Source organism: Streptomyces sp. NPDC052023, from assembly GCF_044548465.1.
Lineage (GTDB): Bacteria > Actinomycetota > Actinomycetes > Streptomycetales > Streptomycetaceae > Streptomyces.
This window is the reverse complement of sequence record NZ_JBIUBW010000003.1, coordinates 438,435-455,423: the sequence shown is the minus strand read 5'-3', so window position 1 is coordinate 455,423 and position 16,989 is coordinate 438,435. Positions and strand designations below refer to the sequence as shown.

Here is a 16,989-nt window from a genome sequence, read left to right as displayed (position 1 = left end):
GGCCCACGGCTCGGCACCCCGCCGGCGCCGGGTCATACCCCTGCCGTCCGGCTCAGCACCCCGCCGACACCGGTCATCCCCTTGTCGTCGGCTCCCGCCGCGCGCGCAGTCGCTCACCGCACCACCGCCGGGCGACGTCGGCGACGTCATGGAGCGCCCCCGGCTCCTCGAACAGATGGGTGGCGCCGGGCACCACGTGCAGTGCGTGCGGGGCGCGCAGCCGGTCGGCCGCCTCCTGGTTGAGCCGTAGTACCTCGTGGTCCGCGCCGCCGACGATCAGCAGCACGGGCGCCCCTACAGCCTCCAGCGCGTCGCCGGCCAGGTCGGGCCGTCCGCCCCGTGACACGACGGCCAGCACCCGGTCCGGGCGCTCGGCCGCCGCGACCAGGGCAGCGGCGGCACCGGTGCTGGCGCCGAAGACGACCACCGGCAGCCCCCGGGTGTCGGGCTGCGTGTCCAGCCAGTCGATGGCGGCGACCAGCCGGCGGCCCAGGAACGGAATGTCGAAGCGGTGCTCGCCCGTGAGCGCGTCATGCCGCTCCTCCCGCTCGCTGAGCAGATCCATCAGCAGCGTCCCCATGCCGGCGGAGCGCAGCTCGGCCGCGACCGTCCGGTTTCGTGAGCTGTGCCGGGAGCTGCCGCTGCCGTGCGCGAACAACACCACCGCCTGCGCGGGCGCCGGCACGACGAGGTCGCCCGGGAGCATCGCGGTGTCGGTGGGTATCAGAACCATGTCGGAAATCATCGACCTCAACTTCTTCCCCGGCCGGCCGGCCCTGCGAATCGATGTATCGACCTCTCCCCGACCGCGTACCCGTCCGGGCGGCCCCCGCACCAGAGCTCCGCCTCGGCCCTGGCCTGCAGGCGCCTGAGTCACCAAAAGGTTCCCCAGTCACCGAAAAGTGCGTTCTTCCACGTCAGCGCAGACTCTCGTACGGTTCCCCAGTAACCGCAGGAGAGCACGGCGCTCTCGCGAGGAGGAGGACGGCATGGCCATCACCCTGATGAACCCCGACGGACTGCCGAAGATCGACGTCTATCGGCAGGTGTCCGTCGCGACCGGTTCGAGGCTGGTCTTCGTCGCCGGGCAGGTCTCCTGGGACGCCGACGGAGTCACGGTCGGCGAAGGTGACCTCGCAGCACAGGTCGAGCGGTGCTTTCTGAACGCGGGCACCGCCCTGACCGCGGCCGGCGGCTCCTTCGACGACGTGGCGAAGCTGACCGTGTACGTCGTCGACTGGACCCCCGAGAAGATGCCCCTGCTGCTGGAGGGCATGGCCCGTGCGGGCGCGCGACTGGGTGGCGCACCGGTGCCGCCGGCCACGCTCATCGGTGTCGCGGCGCTGGACGTGCCGGAGCACCTGGTCGAGCTGGAGGTCACGGCGGTCCTCGAATGAGAGGCCCCGCTGTTCACCTTCGGTAACAGATTGGCTATATTGAGTTACTACCATCCCGCAAGCGAAAGCGGTTGAGCATGGCGGTAGCACAGAGGGCCGACATCGCCGCGGAGGAGCCGCTCGTCCTGCCGGTCAACTCGCACAACGAGTGGGATCCGCTGGAGGAGATCGTCGTCGGGCGCCTGGAGGGCGCGACGATCCCTTCCGGACATCCGGTCGTGACCTGCAACATCCCGCCGTGGGCGGCGCGGTTCCAGCGACTTGCCGCGGGGTTCAAGTACCCGGACCTGCTGATCGAGCGGGCCCAGCAGGAACTGGACCGGTTCATCGCTCTGCTGGAGTCGCTGGACGTCACGGTCAGGCGTCCGGACCCGGTCGACCACAAGCGGCGCTACGGCACCCCCGACTGGTCGTCGCGCGGGTTCTGCAACACCTGCCCGCGCGACGCCATGCTGGTGATCGGCGACGAGATCATCGAGACGCCGATGGCATGGCCGTGCCGCTACTTCGAGACCCACTCCTACCGCGAGATCCTCAAGGACTACTTCCGGCGGGGCGCCCGCTGGACGGCGGCGCCGAAGCCGCAGCTCACCGACGAACTGTTCGACCCGGATTTCCGCGTTCCCGAGGCCGGCGAGCCGATGCGGTACATCCTCACCGAGTTCGAGCCCGTGTTCGACGCCGCGGACTTCGTCCGCGCGGGACGGGACCTGTTCGTCACCCGGAGCAACGTCACCAACCGGATGGGCATCGACTGGCTGCGCCGTCACCTCGGGCCCGGCTATCGCATCCACGAGATCGAGAGCCGCTGCCGTACGCCCATGCACATCGACACGACGTTCGTGCTGCTGGCGCCCGGAAAGGCACTGGTCAATCCGGAGTACATCGACGTCGACCGGCTGCCCGACGTCCTGAGCTCGTGGGACATCCTGGTCGCCCCCGAGCCCGAGCCGATCGGCGAGCACCTGCTCAGGATCACGTCGATGTGCGGCAAGTGGCTGAGCATGAACGTGCTCATGGTCGACGAGAAGCGGGTCATCGCGGAGCGGCATCACACGGCCATGCTGCGGGCGCTGGAGAAGTGGGGCTTCGAGCCGATCCCGTGCGACCTGCTGCACTACGCGCCGTTCGGCGGCTCGTTCCACTGCGCGACACTCGACGTCCGGCGGCGCGGAACGCTCCAGTCGTACTTCCCCTGAGCGGCCGCCCGGGCAGGCCCGGGCCCGGCTCATCCGGACGCGTCCCCGAGCTCCCCGAAAGAATCTTGCTCCGCGATGTCGAGAAGCCGTGACCGGCTCCGTCCCCGGGGTGAGCGCGGCCACAATGGGTCGCATCACCACCGAGGAGAGTCACCATGGCCAAGTACCTGCTGCTCAAGCACTACCGCGGCGCTCCGGCCGCGGTCAACGACGCGCCCATGGAGCAGTGGACGCCGGAGGAGATCTCGGCGCACGTGCAGTACATGCAGGACTTCGCGGCCCGGCTGGAGGGGACCGGAGAGTTCGTCGACGGTCAGGCGCTCGCGCCCGAGGGGATGTGGGTCCGGTACGACGGTGAGGGGCGCCCTCCGGTCACCGACGGGCCGTTCGCCGAGACGAAGGACCTCGTCGCCGGCTGGATGGTGATCGACGTCGACAGCCACGAACGCGCGGTCGAGCTGGCCGGGGAGTTGTCCGCCGCTCCCGGCGCGGGCGGCAAGCCGATCCACGAGTGGCTCGAACTGCGTCCGTTCCTGGCCGCGCCGCCCACCGTCACGGAGTGACCCGTCGATGAACGAGGCCCTGCTCCGGAGCCTCACTCCCGGCGTGCTCGGGATCCTCGTCCGCCGCGGAGCCGACTTCGCGGCGGCCGAGGACGCCGTGCAGGACGCCCTGGTCGAGGCGGTCCGCGTCTGGCCGGCCGACCCTCCGCGAGACGCGAAGGGCTGGCTGGTCACCGTGGCCTGGCGCAAGTTCCTCGACGCGAGCCGGGCCGACGCCGCCCGCCGCCGGCGTGAGGACCGCGTCGACGAGGAGCCCCGTTCCGGCCCCGCGCCCGCCGTGGACGACACGCTCCAGCTCTACTTCCTGTGCGCCCACCCGTCGCTGACGCCGTCGTCCGCGGTCGCGCTCACGCTGCGCGCCGTCGGCGGGCTGACCACCCGCCAGATCGCCCAGGCCTACCTGGTGCCCGAGGCGACGATGGCGCAGCGCATCAGCCGTGCCAAGCGCACCGTGTCCGATGTGCGGTTCGACCAGCCCGGCGACGTCGCCACCGTGCTGCGCGTGCTGTACCTGGTCTTCAACGAGGGCTACTCCGGCGATGTCGATCTCACCTCCGAGGCCATCCGGCTCACCCGGCAACTGGCGGCGGTCATCGACCACCCCGAAGTGGCGGGCCTGCTCGCGCTCATGCTGCTCCACCACGCCCGGCGCGCCACCCGGACCGCGCCCGACGGCGGCCTGGTGCCGCTCGCCGAGCAGGACCGCGGCCGGTGGGACACCGCGTCGATCGCCGAGGGCGTCGGCATCCTCCAGGCCGCCCTCGCGCGCGGCCGGCTGGGCGAGTTCCAGGCCCAGGCCGCCATCGCGGCCCTCCATGCCGACGCGCCCACCGCCGGGGAGACCGACTGGGTGCAGATCGTGGAGTGGTACGACGAGCTCGCCCGCCTGACCGACAGCCCGGTCGTCCGGCTCAACCGCGCGGTGGCCGTCGGCGAGGCCGACGGACCGCGCGCCGGGCTGGCGGCCCTCGGGGAGCTTGACGGCAGTCTGCCCCGCCATGCCGCGGTGGCGGCGTACCTCCATGAGCGCGACGGCGACCTCGGGACGGCCGCACGCCTGTACGCCGAGGCCGCCCACAGGGCGTCCAACCTCGCCGAGCGCGACCACCTGACCCGCCAGGCCGCCCGGCTCAACGCACGCGGGCGCCGGTGACTTGCGACTGCCCGCCCGGTCACTGCATGAAGACGGCAGAGCCTCCGGTTCGTTCCACTTTGCCCTCTGGTGCACGCGCGTAGACCTCGGGCACGATGCCATCTGCCCCACCTGCACAGCCACCCCCCACAGGAATCATGGCCCCGCGCAGGAAGGAACCCCATGCAGGCCATCCAGGTCACGAAGGCTCCCAAGGTCCGATCCGTGCTGACCGCACTCGCGCTCGTCGTCGCTCCCGGCGTCGCGGTCCTCGGCACGGCGGGTACGGCGCATGCCGCCACGAAGATCAGTCACGCCACCGCGACCTCCATGTTCCGGCAGTCCGGCATCACCTGGTCGTCCTCCGGAGGCTGCTCCAACCGCAACAACCCGACCTGTACCTCGTTCGAGCAGCTCAACCTCGCCAGCGCCCAGGGCGCCCAGACGCTCAAGCAGGCGAGCGGCTGTGCGCTGAACATCACCGGCGGTACCGAGACGGGGCATGCCTCGGGGACTTACTCGCACTGGAACGGCTACAAGCTCGACTACAGCAAGTACGCGTGCGTCGGCAACTACATCAAGAACACGTTCACCTACATCGGCCCGCGCGGCGACGGTGCCCTCCAGTGGCGCTCCGGATCCGGCAACATCTACGCCGACGAGGGCAACCACTGGGACGTCACCTACTACAACTGCGGCGGCTGCTGAACCGTCGACGATCCGCTTCGCGGTGCCGGGCGGCCGTCGGGAGAGGGCCGCCCGGTCGCGTCAGGCCCTCGCCGGTGCCGGGCCGACCAGTTCCGACAACACGTCGTCCATCGTCACGAAGCCGAGGACCGCGCCCTTCTCACCGGTCACCGCCGCCAGGTGGCTGCCGTCGGCGCGCAGGGCGGTGAGGGTGTCGTCCAGCGGGGTGTCGATGCGTACCCGCGTGACCCGGTGCACCGACTCGCGCGGGAACGGCCGGTCGCGGTCGGTGACGCCGAGGGTGTCCTTGATGTGCAGGTACCCCAGCAGGCTGCCGTTGGGGCCGGTGACGGGGAAGCGGGAGAAGCCCGCCTCCGCGGCGACCCGCTCCAGCTCGGCCGGCGTCACGGTGTGTCCGACGGTGCGCATCCGGGGCAGGGGGACCAGGATCTCGCCCACCGGCCGGGTGCCCAGCTCCAGCGCGTCACGCAGCCGCTCCCCGTCGGCGGGCGACAGCAGGCCCGCCTCGCTGGAGTCGACGACCATACGGGCCAGCTGGTCGTCGGTGAAGACCGACCCGACCTCGTCCTTCGGCTCGACCCGCAACAGCTTCAGCAGGGCGTTGGCGAAGGCGTTGATGCCGAACACCACCGGCCGCAGGGCGCGGGTGAGGGCGACGAGCGGCGGGCCGAGCAGTAGCGCGGTCGGGACCGGTGCCGCGAGGGCGATGTTCTTCGGGACCATCTCGCCGATCAGCATGTGCGCATACGTCGCCACGGTGAGCGCGATGACGAAGGCGATCGGATGGATCAGGCCGTGCGGGATGTGGGCCGCCTCGAAGGCGGGCTCCAGCAGGTGCGCGATGGCCGGTTCGGCGACCGCGCCCAGCACCAGCGAGGAGACGGTGATGCCGAGCTGGGCGGTGGCCATCATCGCGGACAGGTGTTCCAGGGCCCACATCGTCATCCGGGCCCGTGTGTTGCCCGCCTTGGCGCTGGGCTCGATCTGGCTGCGGCGCACCGAGATCAGGGCGAACTCGGCGCCGACGAAGAAGGCGTTGGTGAGCAGGGTGAGGGCGCCGATGGCGAGTTGCAGCACGGTCATCGACAGGCCTCCCCCGCCGTTGCCTCCGTCACGCCCGCCTGGACCGGGAGCCTTGCGGGAGCGGTGATGCGGACGCGGTCGGCGCGGTGGTGCTCGACGTCGAGGACGTCCAGGCGCCAGCCGTCTTCCAGGTCCAGGACGTCGCCCTTGGCCGGGATGCGCGCGAGGCGCGTGGCGACGAGGCCGGCCACGGTCTCATACGGGCCGTCCGGGGCCGTCAGTCCTATCCCGGCGAGCTGGTCGAGCCGGACGGAACCGTCCGCATCCCACGCGGCACGGCCGTCCGCGGTCGCCGGGGTGGCCAGGAGGTCGGGGACCTCGACGGGGTCGTGCTCGTCGCGGACCTCGCCGACGACCTCCTCGACGATGTCCTCCATCGTCGCGACGCCCGCCGTGCCGCCGTACTCGTCGATGACCACGGCCATGGTGCGGGTGGCGCGCAGCCGCTCCAGGAGCCGGTCGGCGGTGAGGCTGTCGGGCACCAGCAGGGGCGCGGTGGCCAGGTCGGTGACGGGTGTGACCGCGCGGCGTTCCGGCGGCAGGGCGAGCACGTCGCGGATGTGGACGGTGCCGATGACGTCGTCGAGGCTGTCGCGGTAGACCGGGAAGCGGGACAGACCGGTGGCGTGGGTGAGGTTGGCGGCGTCCGTGGCCGTTGCCCGCGCCTCGAGCGCCTTCACGTCGACCCGCGGGGTCATGACGTTCTCCGCGGTCAGCTCACCCAGATGCAGGGTGCGTACGAAGAGTTCGGCGGAGTCGGCTTCCAGGGCTCCCTCGGCGGCCGAGTGCTGGGCGAGCGCGGCCAGCTCCTCGGCACTGCGGGCGGAGGCCAGCTCCTCGGCGGGCTCCAGACCCACACGCCGGACGAACCGGTTCGCCGTGTTGTTCAGGTGCCGGATGAAGGGGCCGAACGCGGCCGTGAAGCCGCGCTGCGGGCCGGCCACCACCTTGGCGACGGCCAGCGGGCGGGAGATGGCCCAGTTCTTGGGCACCAGCTCGCCGATCACCATCAGCACCACGGTGGACACGGCCACGCCCAGCACGGTCGCGACGGCGGACGCCGAGCTGCCGAGGCCGATCGCCTCCAGCGGCCCGCGCAGCAGAGCGGCGAGCGACGGCTCGGCGAGCATGCCGATCACCAGCGATGTCACGGTGATGCCGAGCTGGGCACCGGACAGCTGGACGGTCAGGCGGCGTACGGCCTTCAGCGCGCCCTCGGCGCCGCGCTCACCAGCGGTGACGGCCCGCTCCAGGTCACCGCGCTCGACGGTGGTCAGGGAGAACTCGGCGGCGACGAAGACCGCGCAGGCCAGTGTCAGAAGGAGGGCCAGCAGGAGCAGCAGGATCTCGGTCACCGTGCCACCCCCGTTCCCTCACCGTCGTGACGTGGGCGGGGCGTGGCACGGCTCGTACTGGGAGGCTCACCCATTGCGGGTCCCTGGCTCCTTTTCGGTCTGTCGGTGCGGAGGGGCGTCGTCGCCCCGACCCATGGTAAAGGACGAGCAAAGCACACCGGGGCCCGGCGTGCCACGCCTCATACGGGTCCGGGGAGAGATTGCCACGCGCCGCGCCAGGAGCCGCCCCCGCCCTCCGGGCGGAGACCGGGGCGGGAACGGTCCACCCGGCGCGGGTCCGCCGACGGCGCCGGGCTCACCGTCCCACGGGCATCGCGAGGTACTGGTACTCCAGGAACTCGTCGATTCCGACACGGCCGCCCTCCCGGCCGAGGCCCGACTGCTTGACCCCGCCGAAGGGTGCCGCCGGGTTGGAGACCAGGCCGGTGTTGAGGCCCACCATGCCCACGTCCAGGCGCTCGCTGACGCGCAGGGCACGGTCGAGGCCCTCGGTGAAGAGGTAGCCGACGAGTCCCCAGGGAGTGTCGTTGGCGCGGCGCACGACCTCGTCCTCGTCGTCGAAGGTGAGGATCGCCGCGACCGGGCCGAAGATCTCGGTGGCCGTCAGGCGGCTGTCCGGGGAGACGTCCGTGAGCACGGTCGGGGGGTAGAAGCAGCCCGGCCCGTCCGGCGTAAGGCCGCCGGTGAGCACCCGGGCGCCGCGTTCCACCGCGTCGGCGACGAGTCGCTCGACCTTGGCGCGCCCGGCGGCGTCGATGAGCGGGCCGACGTCGACCCCGTCCTCGGTGCCCGGGCCCACCACGAGCGCCCCCATGCGTGCGGCGAGCCGCTGCCCGAACTCCTCCGCGACGCGGCGGTGGACGAAGAAGCGGTTGGCGGCCGTGCACGCCTCCCCCATGTTGCGCATCTTGGCCACCAGCGCGCCGTCCACGGCGACGTCCAGATCGGCGTCCTCGAAGACGATGAAGGGGGCGTTCCCGCCCAGTTCCAGCGAGGCGCGTACGACCGTGTCGGCGCACTGGGCGAGCAGCAGCCGCCCGACCTGGGTGGAGCCGGTGAAGGACAGCTTCCGGATGCGTCCGCCACGCAGCAGTGGCTCGCACACCTCGCCGGCCCGGGAGGTGGTGACGACGTTCAGCACGCCGTCCGGCAGCCCCGCCTCCTTGAGGACCGCGGCGACGGCCAGAGCGGAGAGCGGGGTCTGCGGGGCCGGCTTGAGCACCATCGTGCAGCCGGCCGCGATCGCCGGGCCGATCTTGCGGGTGCCCATGGCGAGGGGGAAGTTCCACGGCGTGATGAGCAGGCTGGGCCCGACCGGGCGGCGGGAGAGCAGCATGCGGTTGCGGCCGTCGGGGAGGGTCCCGTGGCCGCCGTCGATACGGACGGCCTCCTCCGAGAACCAGCGGAAGAACTCCGCCGCGTACGCCACCTCCCCCCTGGCCTCGGCCAGCGGCTTGCCCATCTCCGACGTCATCAGGCGGGCCAGCTCGTCGGTGCGGCCGAGGATGATCTCGTACGCCCGCCGCAGGATCTCGCTGCGGGTGCGCGGTGCCGTGCGTGCCCACTCCCGCTGTGCCCGCACCGCCGCGTCCTCGGCCAGCCGGGCGTCCTTGGGCCCGCCGTCGGCGACATGGGCGATGGTCTCACCGGTCGCGGGGTCGTCGACGGGCATGGTGGCGCCGTCGGCGGCGTCCACCCAGGCGCCACCGATGAGCAGTTGCTTGCGTACGTCCGTGGTCATGAGGTCTCTCCTGGTCGGTCGGCGGCGGGGTCGAGCAGTTCCGCGAGATGGAGGGCCCGGACTCCTCGGTCACCGGCGAGGTGGCCGATCTGGGTGGCGCAGCTGAATCCGTCGGCCACGACGACGGTGTCCCCGCCGTCCTGGAGGTCACCGAGGCGCGGCGCGAGGGCCAGCCCGGCGACGGCCATCGAGGTGCCGTAGTGCTGTTCCTCGAAGCCGAAGTTCCCGGCGAGTCCGCAGCAGCCCTCGGCCTCGTCGATCCGCCCGATGCCCAGGCGGCGCAGCAGGTCAAGCGGGCGGCGCCCGGTGAAGGTGGCGTACTCGTGGCAGTGCGTCTGGAGGACGACGTGGTCCGGCAGCGGCGGCGGGGTCCACTCCGGCGCGGCCAGGTCGGTCAGGGCACCCGTGAGGGTGTGGACGCGGGCCGCGACGCGCCGGGCGGCCTCGGAGCCGAGCAGTTCGGGCAGGTCACGCTTCAGGGTGGCGGCGCAGCTGGGCTCGGCCACGACGACGGGCAGGCCGCCGCCGTCGTCCAGGTGGGCGACCGTGCGGGCCATGACCCGGCGCGCCATGGACAGCTGGCCGGTGCTGACCCAGGTCAGGCCGCAGCACAGACCACTGCGCGCCGTGCAGGGGGTGCCGGCGGCCTGCAGCACGCGCATCGCCGCCCCCGCCACCTGCGGGCGGAAGGCCCGGGTGAAGCTGTCCACGAAGAGCACGGCCCTGGCCGGCTCGCCGGACTGTGCCGAGCGCAGCTCCTCGCGCAGGGCTCGCCGGGAGGCGAAGGCGGGGATCGCGCGGCGGGTCGTCACTCCCCCGAGCCGGGCGAGGGGCTTGCGCAGCGGTCCGCGCAGCAGCGCGTTGAGCGGGCGGGCGGCGTGCGCGAAGAGGACGGAGGTGAGGGGCAGCCAGCCCAGTGCGTAGTGCGAGCGGGGCCGGAGCCTGCGCCGGTAGTGCCGGTGCAGGAACTCCGCCTTGTACGTCGCCATGTCGACGCCCACCGGGCAGTCCGCGGCGCACGCCTTGCACGACAGGCACAGGTCGAGGGCGTCCCGGACCTCGGTCGCGCGCCAGCCGTCCTGGACCGCGCCGCCGCGCAGCATCTCCTGGAGCAGACGGGCCCGGCCGCGGGTGGAGTGCAGCTCCTCGCCGGTGGCCCGGTAGCTGGGGCACATCACGCCGCCCGTCTCGCCGCGGCACCGCCCGACGCCGACGCAGCGGCGGACCGCGCCCGCGAAGCCGTCCTCGTCGTGCGGGAAGGAGAACTCGGTGCCGACGGGCCGGATCCGGTGCAGGGCCAGGTCGGCGTCGAGCCGGGCCGGGGCGACGACGACGCCCGGGTTCAGCAGCCCCTGCGGGTCGAAGACCGCCTTGAAGGCGGCGAACGCCCGGATCAGCCGCGGGCTGTACATCACCTCCAGGAGCTCGCCGCGTGCCCGTCCGTCTCCGTGCTCGCCGGACAGAGTGCCGCCGTGCGCGACGACGAGTTCGGCCGCGGCTTCGAGGAAGCGGCGGGTGGCGGTGCGGCCGGCGTCCGTGGCCAGGTCGAAGTCGATGCGCACATGGACGCAGCCGGCGCCGAAGTGCCCGTACAGCACACCGGTCAGCGCGTGGGAGGCGAGCAGCGCCCGGAAGTCCCGCAGGTAGGCCGCCAGATCGCCGGGGGCGACCGCCGCGTCCTCCCAGCCGGGCCAGGACTCCCCGCCGTCGACCAGGCGCGCGGCCAGCCCCGCGCCGTCCTCGCGGACCCGCCAGAGCGAGCGCCGCTCGGCCGAGCTCGCGACGACCCGTCCGCCGGTCGTGCGGCCCCGGGCCTCGAGGGCGTCGAGGAGTTCGGCGGCTCGCGCCGTGACGGCCGCCTCGTCGTCGCCGTCGAGTTCGACGTACAGCCAGGCGCGGCCCTCCGGAAGCCCGGTGACGGAGCCGGGGCCGCGGCGGGCACGCATGGTGGCGACGATCGCCTCGTCCATGCCCTCCACGGCGGTGGGTGAGCGGAGGAGGATCTCCGGGACGTCCTCTGCGGCGTCGACGACGTCGTCGTAGCCGAGGGCGAGGAGCGCGGACGCCGGTGCGGTGGCGACCAGGCGTACGGTGGCGGCCGTGACGACGGCGCAGGTGCCCTCGGTGCCGACGAGGGCGCGGGCCATGTCGAAGCCGTTCTCCGGCAGCAGCCGGTGCAGCGGGTAGCCGGATACCTGGCGGGGGATGCGGCCCAGTTCGGTGCGGATCGGGGCGAGGCCGGCGGCGATCAGGCGCCGGACCTCCGCCTCCAGCCGGGCCACGCGCTCGGCGTCCGCGGGGTCCACGGCGCGGAGCCCGGCGTGGTCGGCCACCGCGTGCAGCCCCTCGGCGGTGACGATCTCCAGGGCCTCGATGTGACCGCTGGTCCGGCCGTGCCGTACCGACCGGTTGCCGCAGGCGTCGTTGCCGATCATCCCGCCCAGCGTGCAGCGGCTGTGCGAGGACGGGTCGGGGCCGAAGGTGAGCCCGTGCTCAGCGGCCGCGTCACGCAGGGCGTCGAGCACCACTCCGGCCTCGACGCGTGCGGTGCGCGCCACCGGGTCGATGTCCAGGATCCGGTTCATGTACCGGGAGAGGTCGAGGACCACCCCGGGCCCGACGGCGTTGCCCGCCATGCTGGTGCCGCCGCCGCGCGCGGTGACGGGAACGCCCGCCTCACGGCAGGCCCGCAGCACCGCGCGGACGTCGTCGGCGGAGCGCGGGAAGGCCACGGCCCGGGGAAGCACGCGGTAGTTGGAGGCGTCGTACGCGTACGGGCCGGTGGCGCCCGGGCCGGTGGCTACCCGCAGGCCGGGCGCGAGCTCGGCGAGCCGGGCGGCCAGCCGCTCCCCGGACGCCGTGGTCATCGACGCGCCGCCGCGGACGTGCCGGACTCCACCGCCGCCGCCCACGCCCGCAGGCCCTCGTCCACCGCCGTCTCGTCGACGACGAGCGCCGGGATCATCCGGACGACCTGGTTCCAGGCCCCGCACAGCAGCAGGAGCAGCCCCTCGTCGACGGCGGCCCGCTGCACGCGGGCGGCGGTCTCGGGGTCGGGGCCGCCGTCCTCGGCGACGAACTCGGTGCCGAGCATCAGCCCGAGCCCCCGTACGTCGCCGATGGCCGGTGTGCGCCCGGCCACCGCCTCCAGGCCCTGGCGCAGCCGCTGGCCCATCGCCTCGGCGTTCTCGACGAGTTTCTCGTCGCGTACGACATCCAGGGTGGCGCAGGCCGCCGCGCAGGCCACGGCGTTGGCGCCGTAGGTGCCGCCCTGCGAGCCGGGCCACGCCTTGCGCATCAGTTCCTCGGGGGCGGCGATACCGGACAGCGGGAAGCCGCTGGCCAGTCCCTTGGCGGTGACGAGGATGTCGGGGGTCACGCCGAAGTGGTCGTGGCCCCAGAAGCGTCCGGTGCGTCCGACGCCGGTCTGCACCTCGTCGAGGATCAGCAGGAAGCCGTGCCGGTCCGCCCGTTCCCGCAGGCCTTCGAGGAAGGCGCGGGTCGCGGGCACGTATCCGCCCTCGCCGAGGACGGGTTCGACGACGACCGCGGCGGTGTCGGCCGGCGAGGAGATCGTCTGGAGGGTGTAGTCGAGCTCCTTCAGGGCGAAGCCGGTGGCCGTCCCCTCGTCCCAGCCGTAGCGGTAGGCCGTCGGGAACGGGGTGACCACCACGCCGCTCATCAGCGGTGAGAAGCCGGAGCGGAAGCGGATGCCGGACGTCGTCATCGCGGCGGCGGCGAGCGTACGGCCGTGGAAACCACCGTGGCAGACCAGGACGTTCGGCCGGCCGGTGGCCTGGCGGGCCAGCCGTAGCGCGGCCTCGACGGCCTCGCTGCCGGAGTTCGTGAAGAACAGGGAGTCCAGGCCGGCCGGCAGCACCTCGCCCAGCTTGTCGACGAGTTGGCGCAGCGGCCGGTGCATGACGGTCGTGTACTGGCCGTGGACGAGCGTGCCCACCTGTTCCCGCGCCGCCGCCACGACCCGGGGGTGACAGTGCCCGGTGCTGGTGACGCCGATGCCGGCGGTGAAGTCGAGGTAGCGGCGGCCGTCCTCGCCGTAGAGGTGGACGCCCTCGCCCCGGACCGCCGTGACGGGCGTTGCCTGGCGAAGGTGCGGCGACAGTGCGGTCATGGTCGTCTCCCGGCCGTTGCGTTGCGGTCTGCTCCGACGTTCCGAGCGTCGCGGCCGGCCCGGACGCGGACAATGCCGGATCTGTCCGGTGCGGGCACGGAGTCCGGACGAAGTGTCAACCGAGTGGGGGCGGATGCGCGGACCTGGGTGACGCGGCGCTCGCCGGGGCCGCTCTTGCGCAGGTCAGCACGGCTTGTCAGAGTGTCCGGGCGGGCAGGGAGGCATCATGAGCCAGAACACCGGACCGTCTCGCCCCTCGGACTGCCCCCCGGCGGGCGACGGTTCGAGGCGCGCGGGCGGTACGCCGGGCAGCGGCCGGCGCCTGACGGTGGCCGACGTCCTGGCGCTCCCGGTGCTCGCGGCCGGTCAGCCCCAGGTCGTCACCGGCGTCACCCGGCTCGACCGGCCCGTGCGCTGGGTGCACATCACCGAGCTCACCGACCCGGCCTCCTTTCTCAAGGGCGGCGAACTCGTCCTGACCACCGGCATGCCGCTGCCCGAGGACGCGGCGGGCATCCGCCGCTACGTCGACGAACTCGCCGACATCGATGCCGCGGCCCTCGTGATCGAGCTCGTACGGCGCTACCACCGCCCGCCGGACGCCCTCGTGCAGGCCTGCCGGGCGCGGCGGCTGCCGCTCGTCACCCTGGCCAGGGACGTCAACTTCCTGGAGGTCACCCAGCTCGTGCACGCCCTGATCCTCGGCAACCAGACGGACGCCATGCGCCGCACCCAGCGCATCCACGAGGCGTTCACCGCCCTGACCCTGCGCGGCGGGGGGCCCGAGGAGGTCGTACGGGCGGCGGCGGTGATGAGCGGTCGCACGGTCGTGCTGGAGAACCTGGTGCACCAGGCCTTGATCTGCGAACCCTCCGGCAGCACCGTGGAGGAGGTGCTGACCGGCTGGGAAGAGCGCTCCCGGTCGGCTCCCCCCGGCGATCGGACGCAGACACGCGGGCCGGAGGGCTGGCTGGTGTCTCCGGTGGAGTACCAGGGCGAACGCTGGGGGCGCGTCGCCATGCTCCCGTCACCGGGCACCGACGCCGTCGGCGCGGCGGCCGCCTTCTCGTCCGAGGACGTCACCGTCCTGGAGCGCACGGCGATGGCGCTCACCATCGCCCGCCTGATCCACTCCACCCCCTGGGAGCGCACCGCGCACCGCAGTGCCCTGCGCGAGCTCACCGAGCAGCGTCACCACTCCCCCGAGGACGCCCGCGCCCGCTTCGCCGCGCTGGGGCTGCCGACCGAGGGCACCGTCTACCGGGCCGTGCTGGCCGACGGTGGGACGTTCGGCGACGGGGCCGGCCTGGAGAGCCGTCTGTCCCGGGAACTCACGGCGCTGGGCCGGCCGGCACTCGTCGGCGTGCTGGCCCCCGGCCGGATCGGCGTCCTGCTGGCCCTGCGGCCCGCGCAGCGGTGGCGGCCCACGGTCGAGCGGCTGAGCCGCCTCGTGCTGGGGGTCGATCCCGGGGCGGTGGTGAGCGTCGGGCCGGAGGTCACCCACCTCGCCGACGCCGCACGCTCCTTCCGCGCGGCGGACCGCGTGGCGGAGGCGGCGCTGCCCGGCCGGCCGCCGCCCGACGGCAGGTCGTTCCACGAGCAGTCCGACATCGGGCTGCGCCACCTGCTGTACGCGCTCCGCACGGACACCCGTGTCCAGGACTTCGCCGAGCGACGGCTCGGCCCCCTCCTCGACCACGACAGCCGGCACGGCACCGGCCTCCTGACGACGCTGCGGCACTACCTGGACGCGGCGGGCAACAAGACCACCACCGCCCGCCGGGGCAATCTCTCCCGGGAGACGGTCTACCAGCGCCTGCGCACCGTCGAGCGGCTCCTCGACTGCGACCTCGAATCGGGCGAACAGCGCACCGAGTTGCACACGGCACTCACGGCGCTCGACGTCCTGCGGCTCGGGTGACGGCGACGGCGTGCACGGTCAGCTCTCCCCCGGGTCCGCGACCGGATACGGCACGAACGTGCTGCTGTGGTGGTCGATCCGCAGCGGCATCCCGAGCGGTGGTGCGGCGCGCTGGGGGCAGTCGAGGCGTTCGCAGACGCGGCAGCCCATCCCGATGGGGGTGGCCACGGAGGCGTTGCCGAGGTCGAGGCCGTCGGAGTAGACGAGGCGATGGGCGTGGCGGAGCTCGCAGCCGAGGCCGATGGCATACGTCCTGCCGGGTTCGCCCCAGCCGCCGCGGTGGCGGGTGACGGCGCGGGCGGTCCACAAGTAGCGCTGCCCGTCGGGCATTTCGGCGATCTGGACGTGGATGCGGCCGGGAGCGGCGAACGCCTCGTAGACGTTCCAGAGCGGGCAGGTGCCGCCCGCGCGGGAGAAGTGGAAGCCGGTGGCCGACTGGCGCTTCGACATGTTCCCGGCGCGGTCGACGCGGACGAAGGAGAACGGCACCCCGCGCAGACGGGGACGCTGAAGAGTGCTCAGGCGGTGGCAGACGGTCTCGTAGCCGAGGCCGTAGCGGTCCGTGAGGCGTTCGATGTCGTAGCGTTCCTCCTCGGCCGCCGTGTGGAAGGCGGTGTACGGCAGGACCAGCGCGGCGGCGAAGTAGTTCGCGATGCCGATCCGGGCCAGGGCGTGGGCGGAGGACGCGGGCGGGAAGTCCTCGGCGGACTGGCGGTCGAGGTCGTCGCCGTGCTCCAGCAGGGCGACCTGGGTGGCCATGCGGAACGCGCGCTGTCCGGGGCGCAGCCGCGGGGACAGGTGCAGGGTGCGGGTGTCCTCGTCGTAGCGGTGCAGCAGGTCGCCGGTCCCGGTGGTCAGTCGTACGCCGTGCCGGTCCGTCAATCGTGCCGTCAGGGCGCGCAGGACCTCGCCGGGGCGGATGCCGATCTCCTCGGCCAGGTGCTCGGCGGCGAGGTCGACGGCGTGCAGGTAGTTCTGGCGGCGGTAGAAGAAGTCGCGGATCTCCTCGTGAGGTGAGCGGGGCGCGTCCGGCGCGCTGCCGCGGCCGTCGGCGAGCCGTTCGGCGAGGAGCTGGTTGCGGCGGCCCAGGTCGAGCAGGATCTGCGCGACGCCGGGCATGCGCCCGGCGAGTTCCGCCAGTTCGGACGGTGCCACCCGGGCCTCGGCGAGCTCTCCGGCCAGCGCCTCGCGCAGGTCCGCCACCAGCCGGCTCGTGTCGCGCTCGGAGAAGAACGTGGGGTCGACGCCGAAGGTCTCCGTCAGCTTCAGGAGCACGGGCACGGTGAGCGGGCGGGAGTCGTGCTCCATCTGGTTCAGATAGCTCGGTGAGATGGTGAGGGCGCGGGCCAGTTCGGCCTGGCTCATCCGGCGTTCCTCGCGCAGCCGGCGCAGCCGCGCCCCCGCGTAGGTCTTGCTCACGGTCGTCCTCACCTCGTCTCACCCCGTCCTGGGGACGGATGACCGTCAGCCTAGGCGACGAAGACCCCGTCGCACCCTTCGCAACCTTGGCAAAACGGCCTGCGAAGATTCGCAGAAGTTGGCAGATGTCCACGCTTGATGGCACTCAGTGCCAGTGCGAAAGTTCCAGTGCGGCCCGCCGGAACCACCGCAGCCGGCGCCCAGCACCGGGCACGATTCACGCCCTGACGTCGGAGATCCCGGCCACGGCGCACCGCCGGACGGCAGCATTGCTCAGCTCCGCCCAGCGGCGGGACTGCGGGCCGCACCCTCTTGTGAAGAGAAGGAAGACACACAGTG

At 72.9% G+C, this 16,989-nt stretch carries 13 protein-coding genes; 6 read left to right on the top strand and 7 right to left on the bottom strand.

Translation table 11 applies throughout. The annotated features are described in order from the left end of the window. Positions 1 to 73: 73 nt before the first annotated feature. Positions 74 to 745, bottom strand: coding sequence for a dienelactone hydrolase family protein (locus ACIHCM_RS09680; RefSeq protein ID WP_399891786.1), 672 nt, complete (start codon positions 743 to 745; stop codon positions 74 to 76). A 244-nt stretch (positions 746 to 989) separates the two neighbouring features. On the opposite strand from ACIHCM_RS09680, the gene ACIHCM_RS09675 reads away from it, so the two are divergent. The 5 genes from ACIHCM_RS09675 to ACIHCM_RS09655 all read left to right on the top strand — a co-directional run bounded on the left by ACIHCM_RS09675 (position 990) and on the right by ACIHCM_RS09655 (position 4,999). Beyond that, positions 990 to 1,397 (top strand): RidA family protein, encoded by a 408-nt coding sequence (locus ACIHCM_RS09675; RefSeq protein WP_399891783.1) that lies wholly within the window; start codon positions 990 to 992, stop codon positions 1,395 to 1,397. Between the two features lie 77 nt (positions 1,398 to 1,474). Further along, positions 1,475 to 2,596 (top strand): amidinotransferase, encoded by a 1,122-nt coding sequence (locus ACIHCM_RS09670; RefSeq protein ID WP_399891781.1) that lies wholly within the window; start codon positions 1,475 to 1,477, stop codon positions 2,594 to 2,596. A 155-nt stretch (positions 2,597 to 2,751) separates the two neighbouring features. Next, a complete protein-coding gene (locus ACIHCM_RS09665; protein WP_399891778.1) occupies positions 2,752 to 3,159 on the top strand; it encodes a YciI family protein in 408 nt (135 codons plus the stop codon). Positions 3,160 to 3,166: 7 nt separating this feature from the next. Then, complete coding sequence (locus ACIHCM_RS09660) at positions 3,167 to 4,312, top strand: RNA polymerase sigma factor (protein WP_399891775.1); 1,146 nt, start codon at positions 3,167 to 3,169, stop codon at positions 4,310 to 4,312. Between the two features lie 162 nt (positions 4,313 to 4,474). Next, the gene (locus ACIHCM_RS09655) at positions 4,475 to 4,999 is read left to right on the top strand and encodes a hypothetical protein (protein ID WP_399891773.1); all 525 of its coding nucleotides are present in this window, start codon (positions 4,475 to 4,477) and stop codon (positions 4,997 to 4,999) included. A 60-nt stretch (positions 5,000 to 5,059) separates the two neighbouring features. Here the strand turns inward: ACIHCM_RS09655 and ACIHCM_RS09650 are convergent, their stop codons facing one another. From ACIHCM_RS09650 to ACIHCM_RS09630, 5 genes are all read right to left on the bottom strand, one after another. Beyond that, positions 5,060 to 6,082: a hemolysin family protein gene (locus tag ACIHCM_RS09650; RefSeq protein WP_399891770.1), complete on the bottom strand. Its 1,023-nt coding sequence runs from the start codon at positions 6,080 to 6,082 to the stop codon at positions 5,060 to 5,062. Further along, a complete protein-coding gene (locus tag ACIHCM_RS09645) occupies positions 6,079 to 7,437 on the bottom strand; it encodes a hemolysin family protein (RefSeq protein ID WP_399891767.1) in 1,359 nt (452 codons plus the stop codon). The genes ACIHCM_RS09650 and ACIHCM_RS09645 overlap by 4 nt, the downstream gene beginning before the upstream one ends. A 295-nt stretch (positions 7,438 to 7,732) precedes the next feature. Then, on the bottom strand, positions 7,733 to 9,178 hold the full coding sequence (locus ACIHCM_RS09640) for an NAD-dependent succinate-semialdehyde dehydrogenase (protein ID WP_399891763.1): 1,446 nt from the start codon (positions 9,176 to 9,178) through the stop codon (positions 7,733 to 7,735). Beyond that, complete coding sequence (locus ACIHCM_RS09635) at positions 9,175 to 12,045, bottom strand: FAD-binding and (Fe-S)-binding domain-containing protein (protein WP_399891761.1); 2,871 nt, start codon at positions 12,043 to 12,045, stop codon at positions 9,175 to 9,177. The genes ACIHCM_RS09640 and ACIHCM_RS09635 overlap by 4 nt, the downstream gene beginning before the upstream one ends. Next, on the bottom strand, positions 12,042 to 13,310 hold the full coding sequence (locus ACIHCM_RS09630; protein WP_399891758.1) for an aspartate aminotransferase family protein: 1,269 nt from the start codon (positions 13,308 to 13,310) through the stop codon (positions 12,042 to 12,044). Before ACIHCM_RS09630 ends, ACIHCM_RS09635 begins: the two co-directional genes overlap by 4 nt. A gap of 226 nt (positions 13,311 to 13,536) precedes the next feature. On the opposite strand from ACIHCM_RS09630, the gene ACIHCM_RS09625 reads away from it, so the two are divergent. Next, entirely contained in the window at positions 13,537 to 15,231 is a 1,695-nt protein-coding gene (locus ACIHCM_RS09625; RefSeq protein ID WP_399891755.1) for a PucR family transcriptional regulator, read from the top strand. 18 nt (positions 15,232 to 15,249) lie between these two features. On the opposite strand, the gene ACIHCM_RS09620 is transcribed toward ACIHCM_RS09625, so the two are convergent. After that, positions 15,250 to 16,650 carry a short-chain fatty acyl-CoA regulator family protein gene (locus ACIHCM_RS09620; protein ID WP_399891752.1) on the bottom strand — a complete coding sequence of 467 codons (1,401 nt, stop codon included), beginning with the start codon at positions 16,648 to 16,650 and terminating at the stop codon, positions 15,250 to 15,252. Positions 16,651 to 16,989 lie beyond the last annotated feature (339 nt).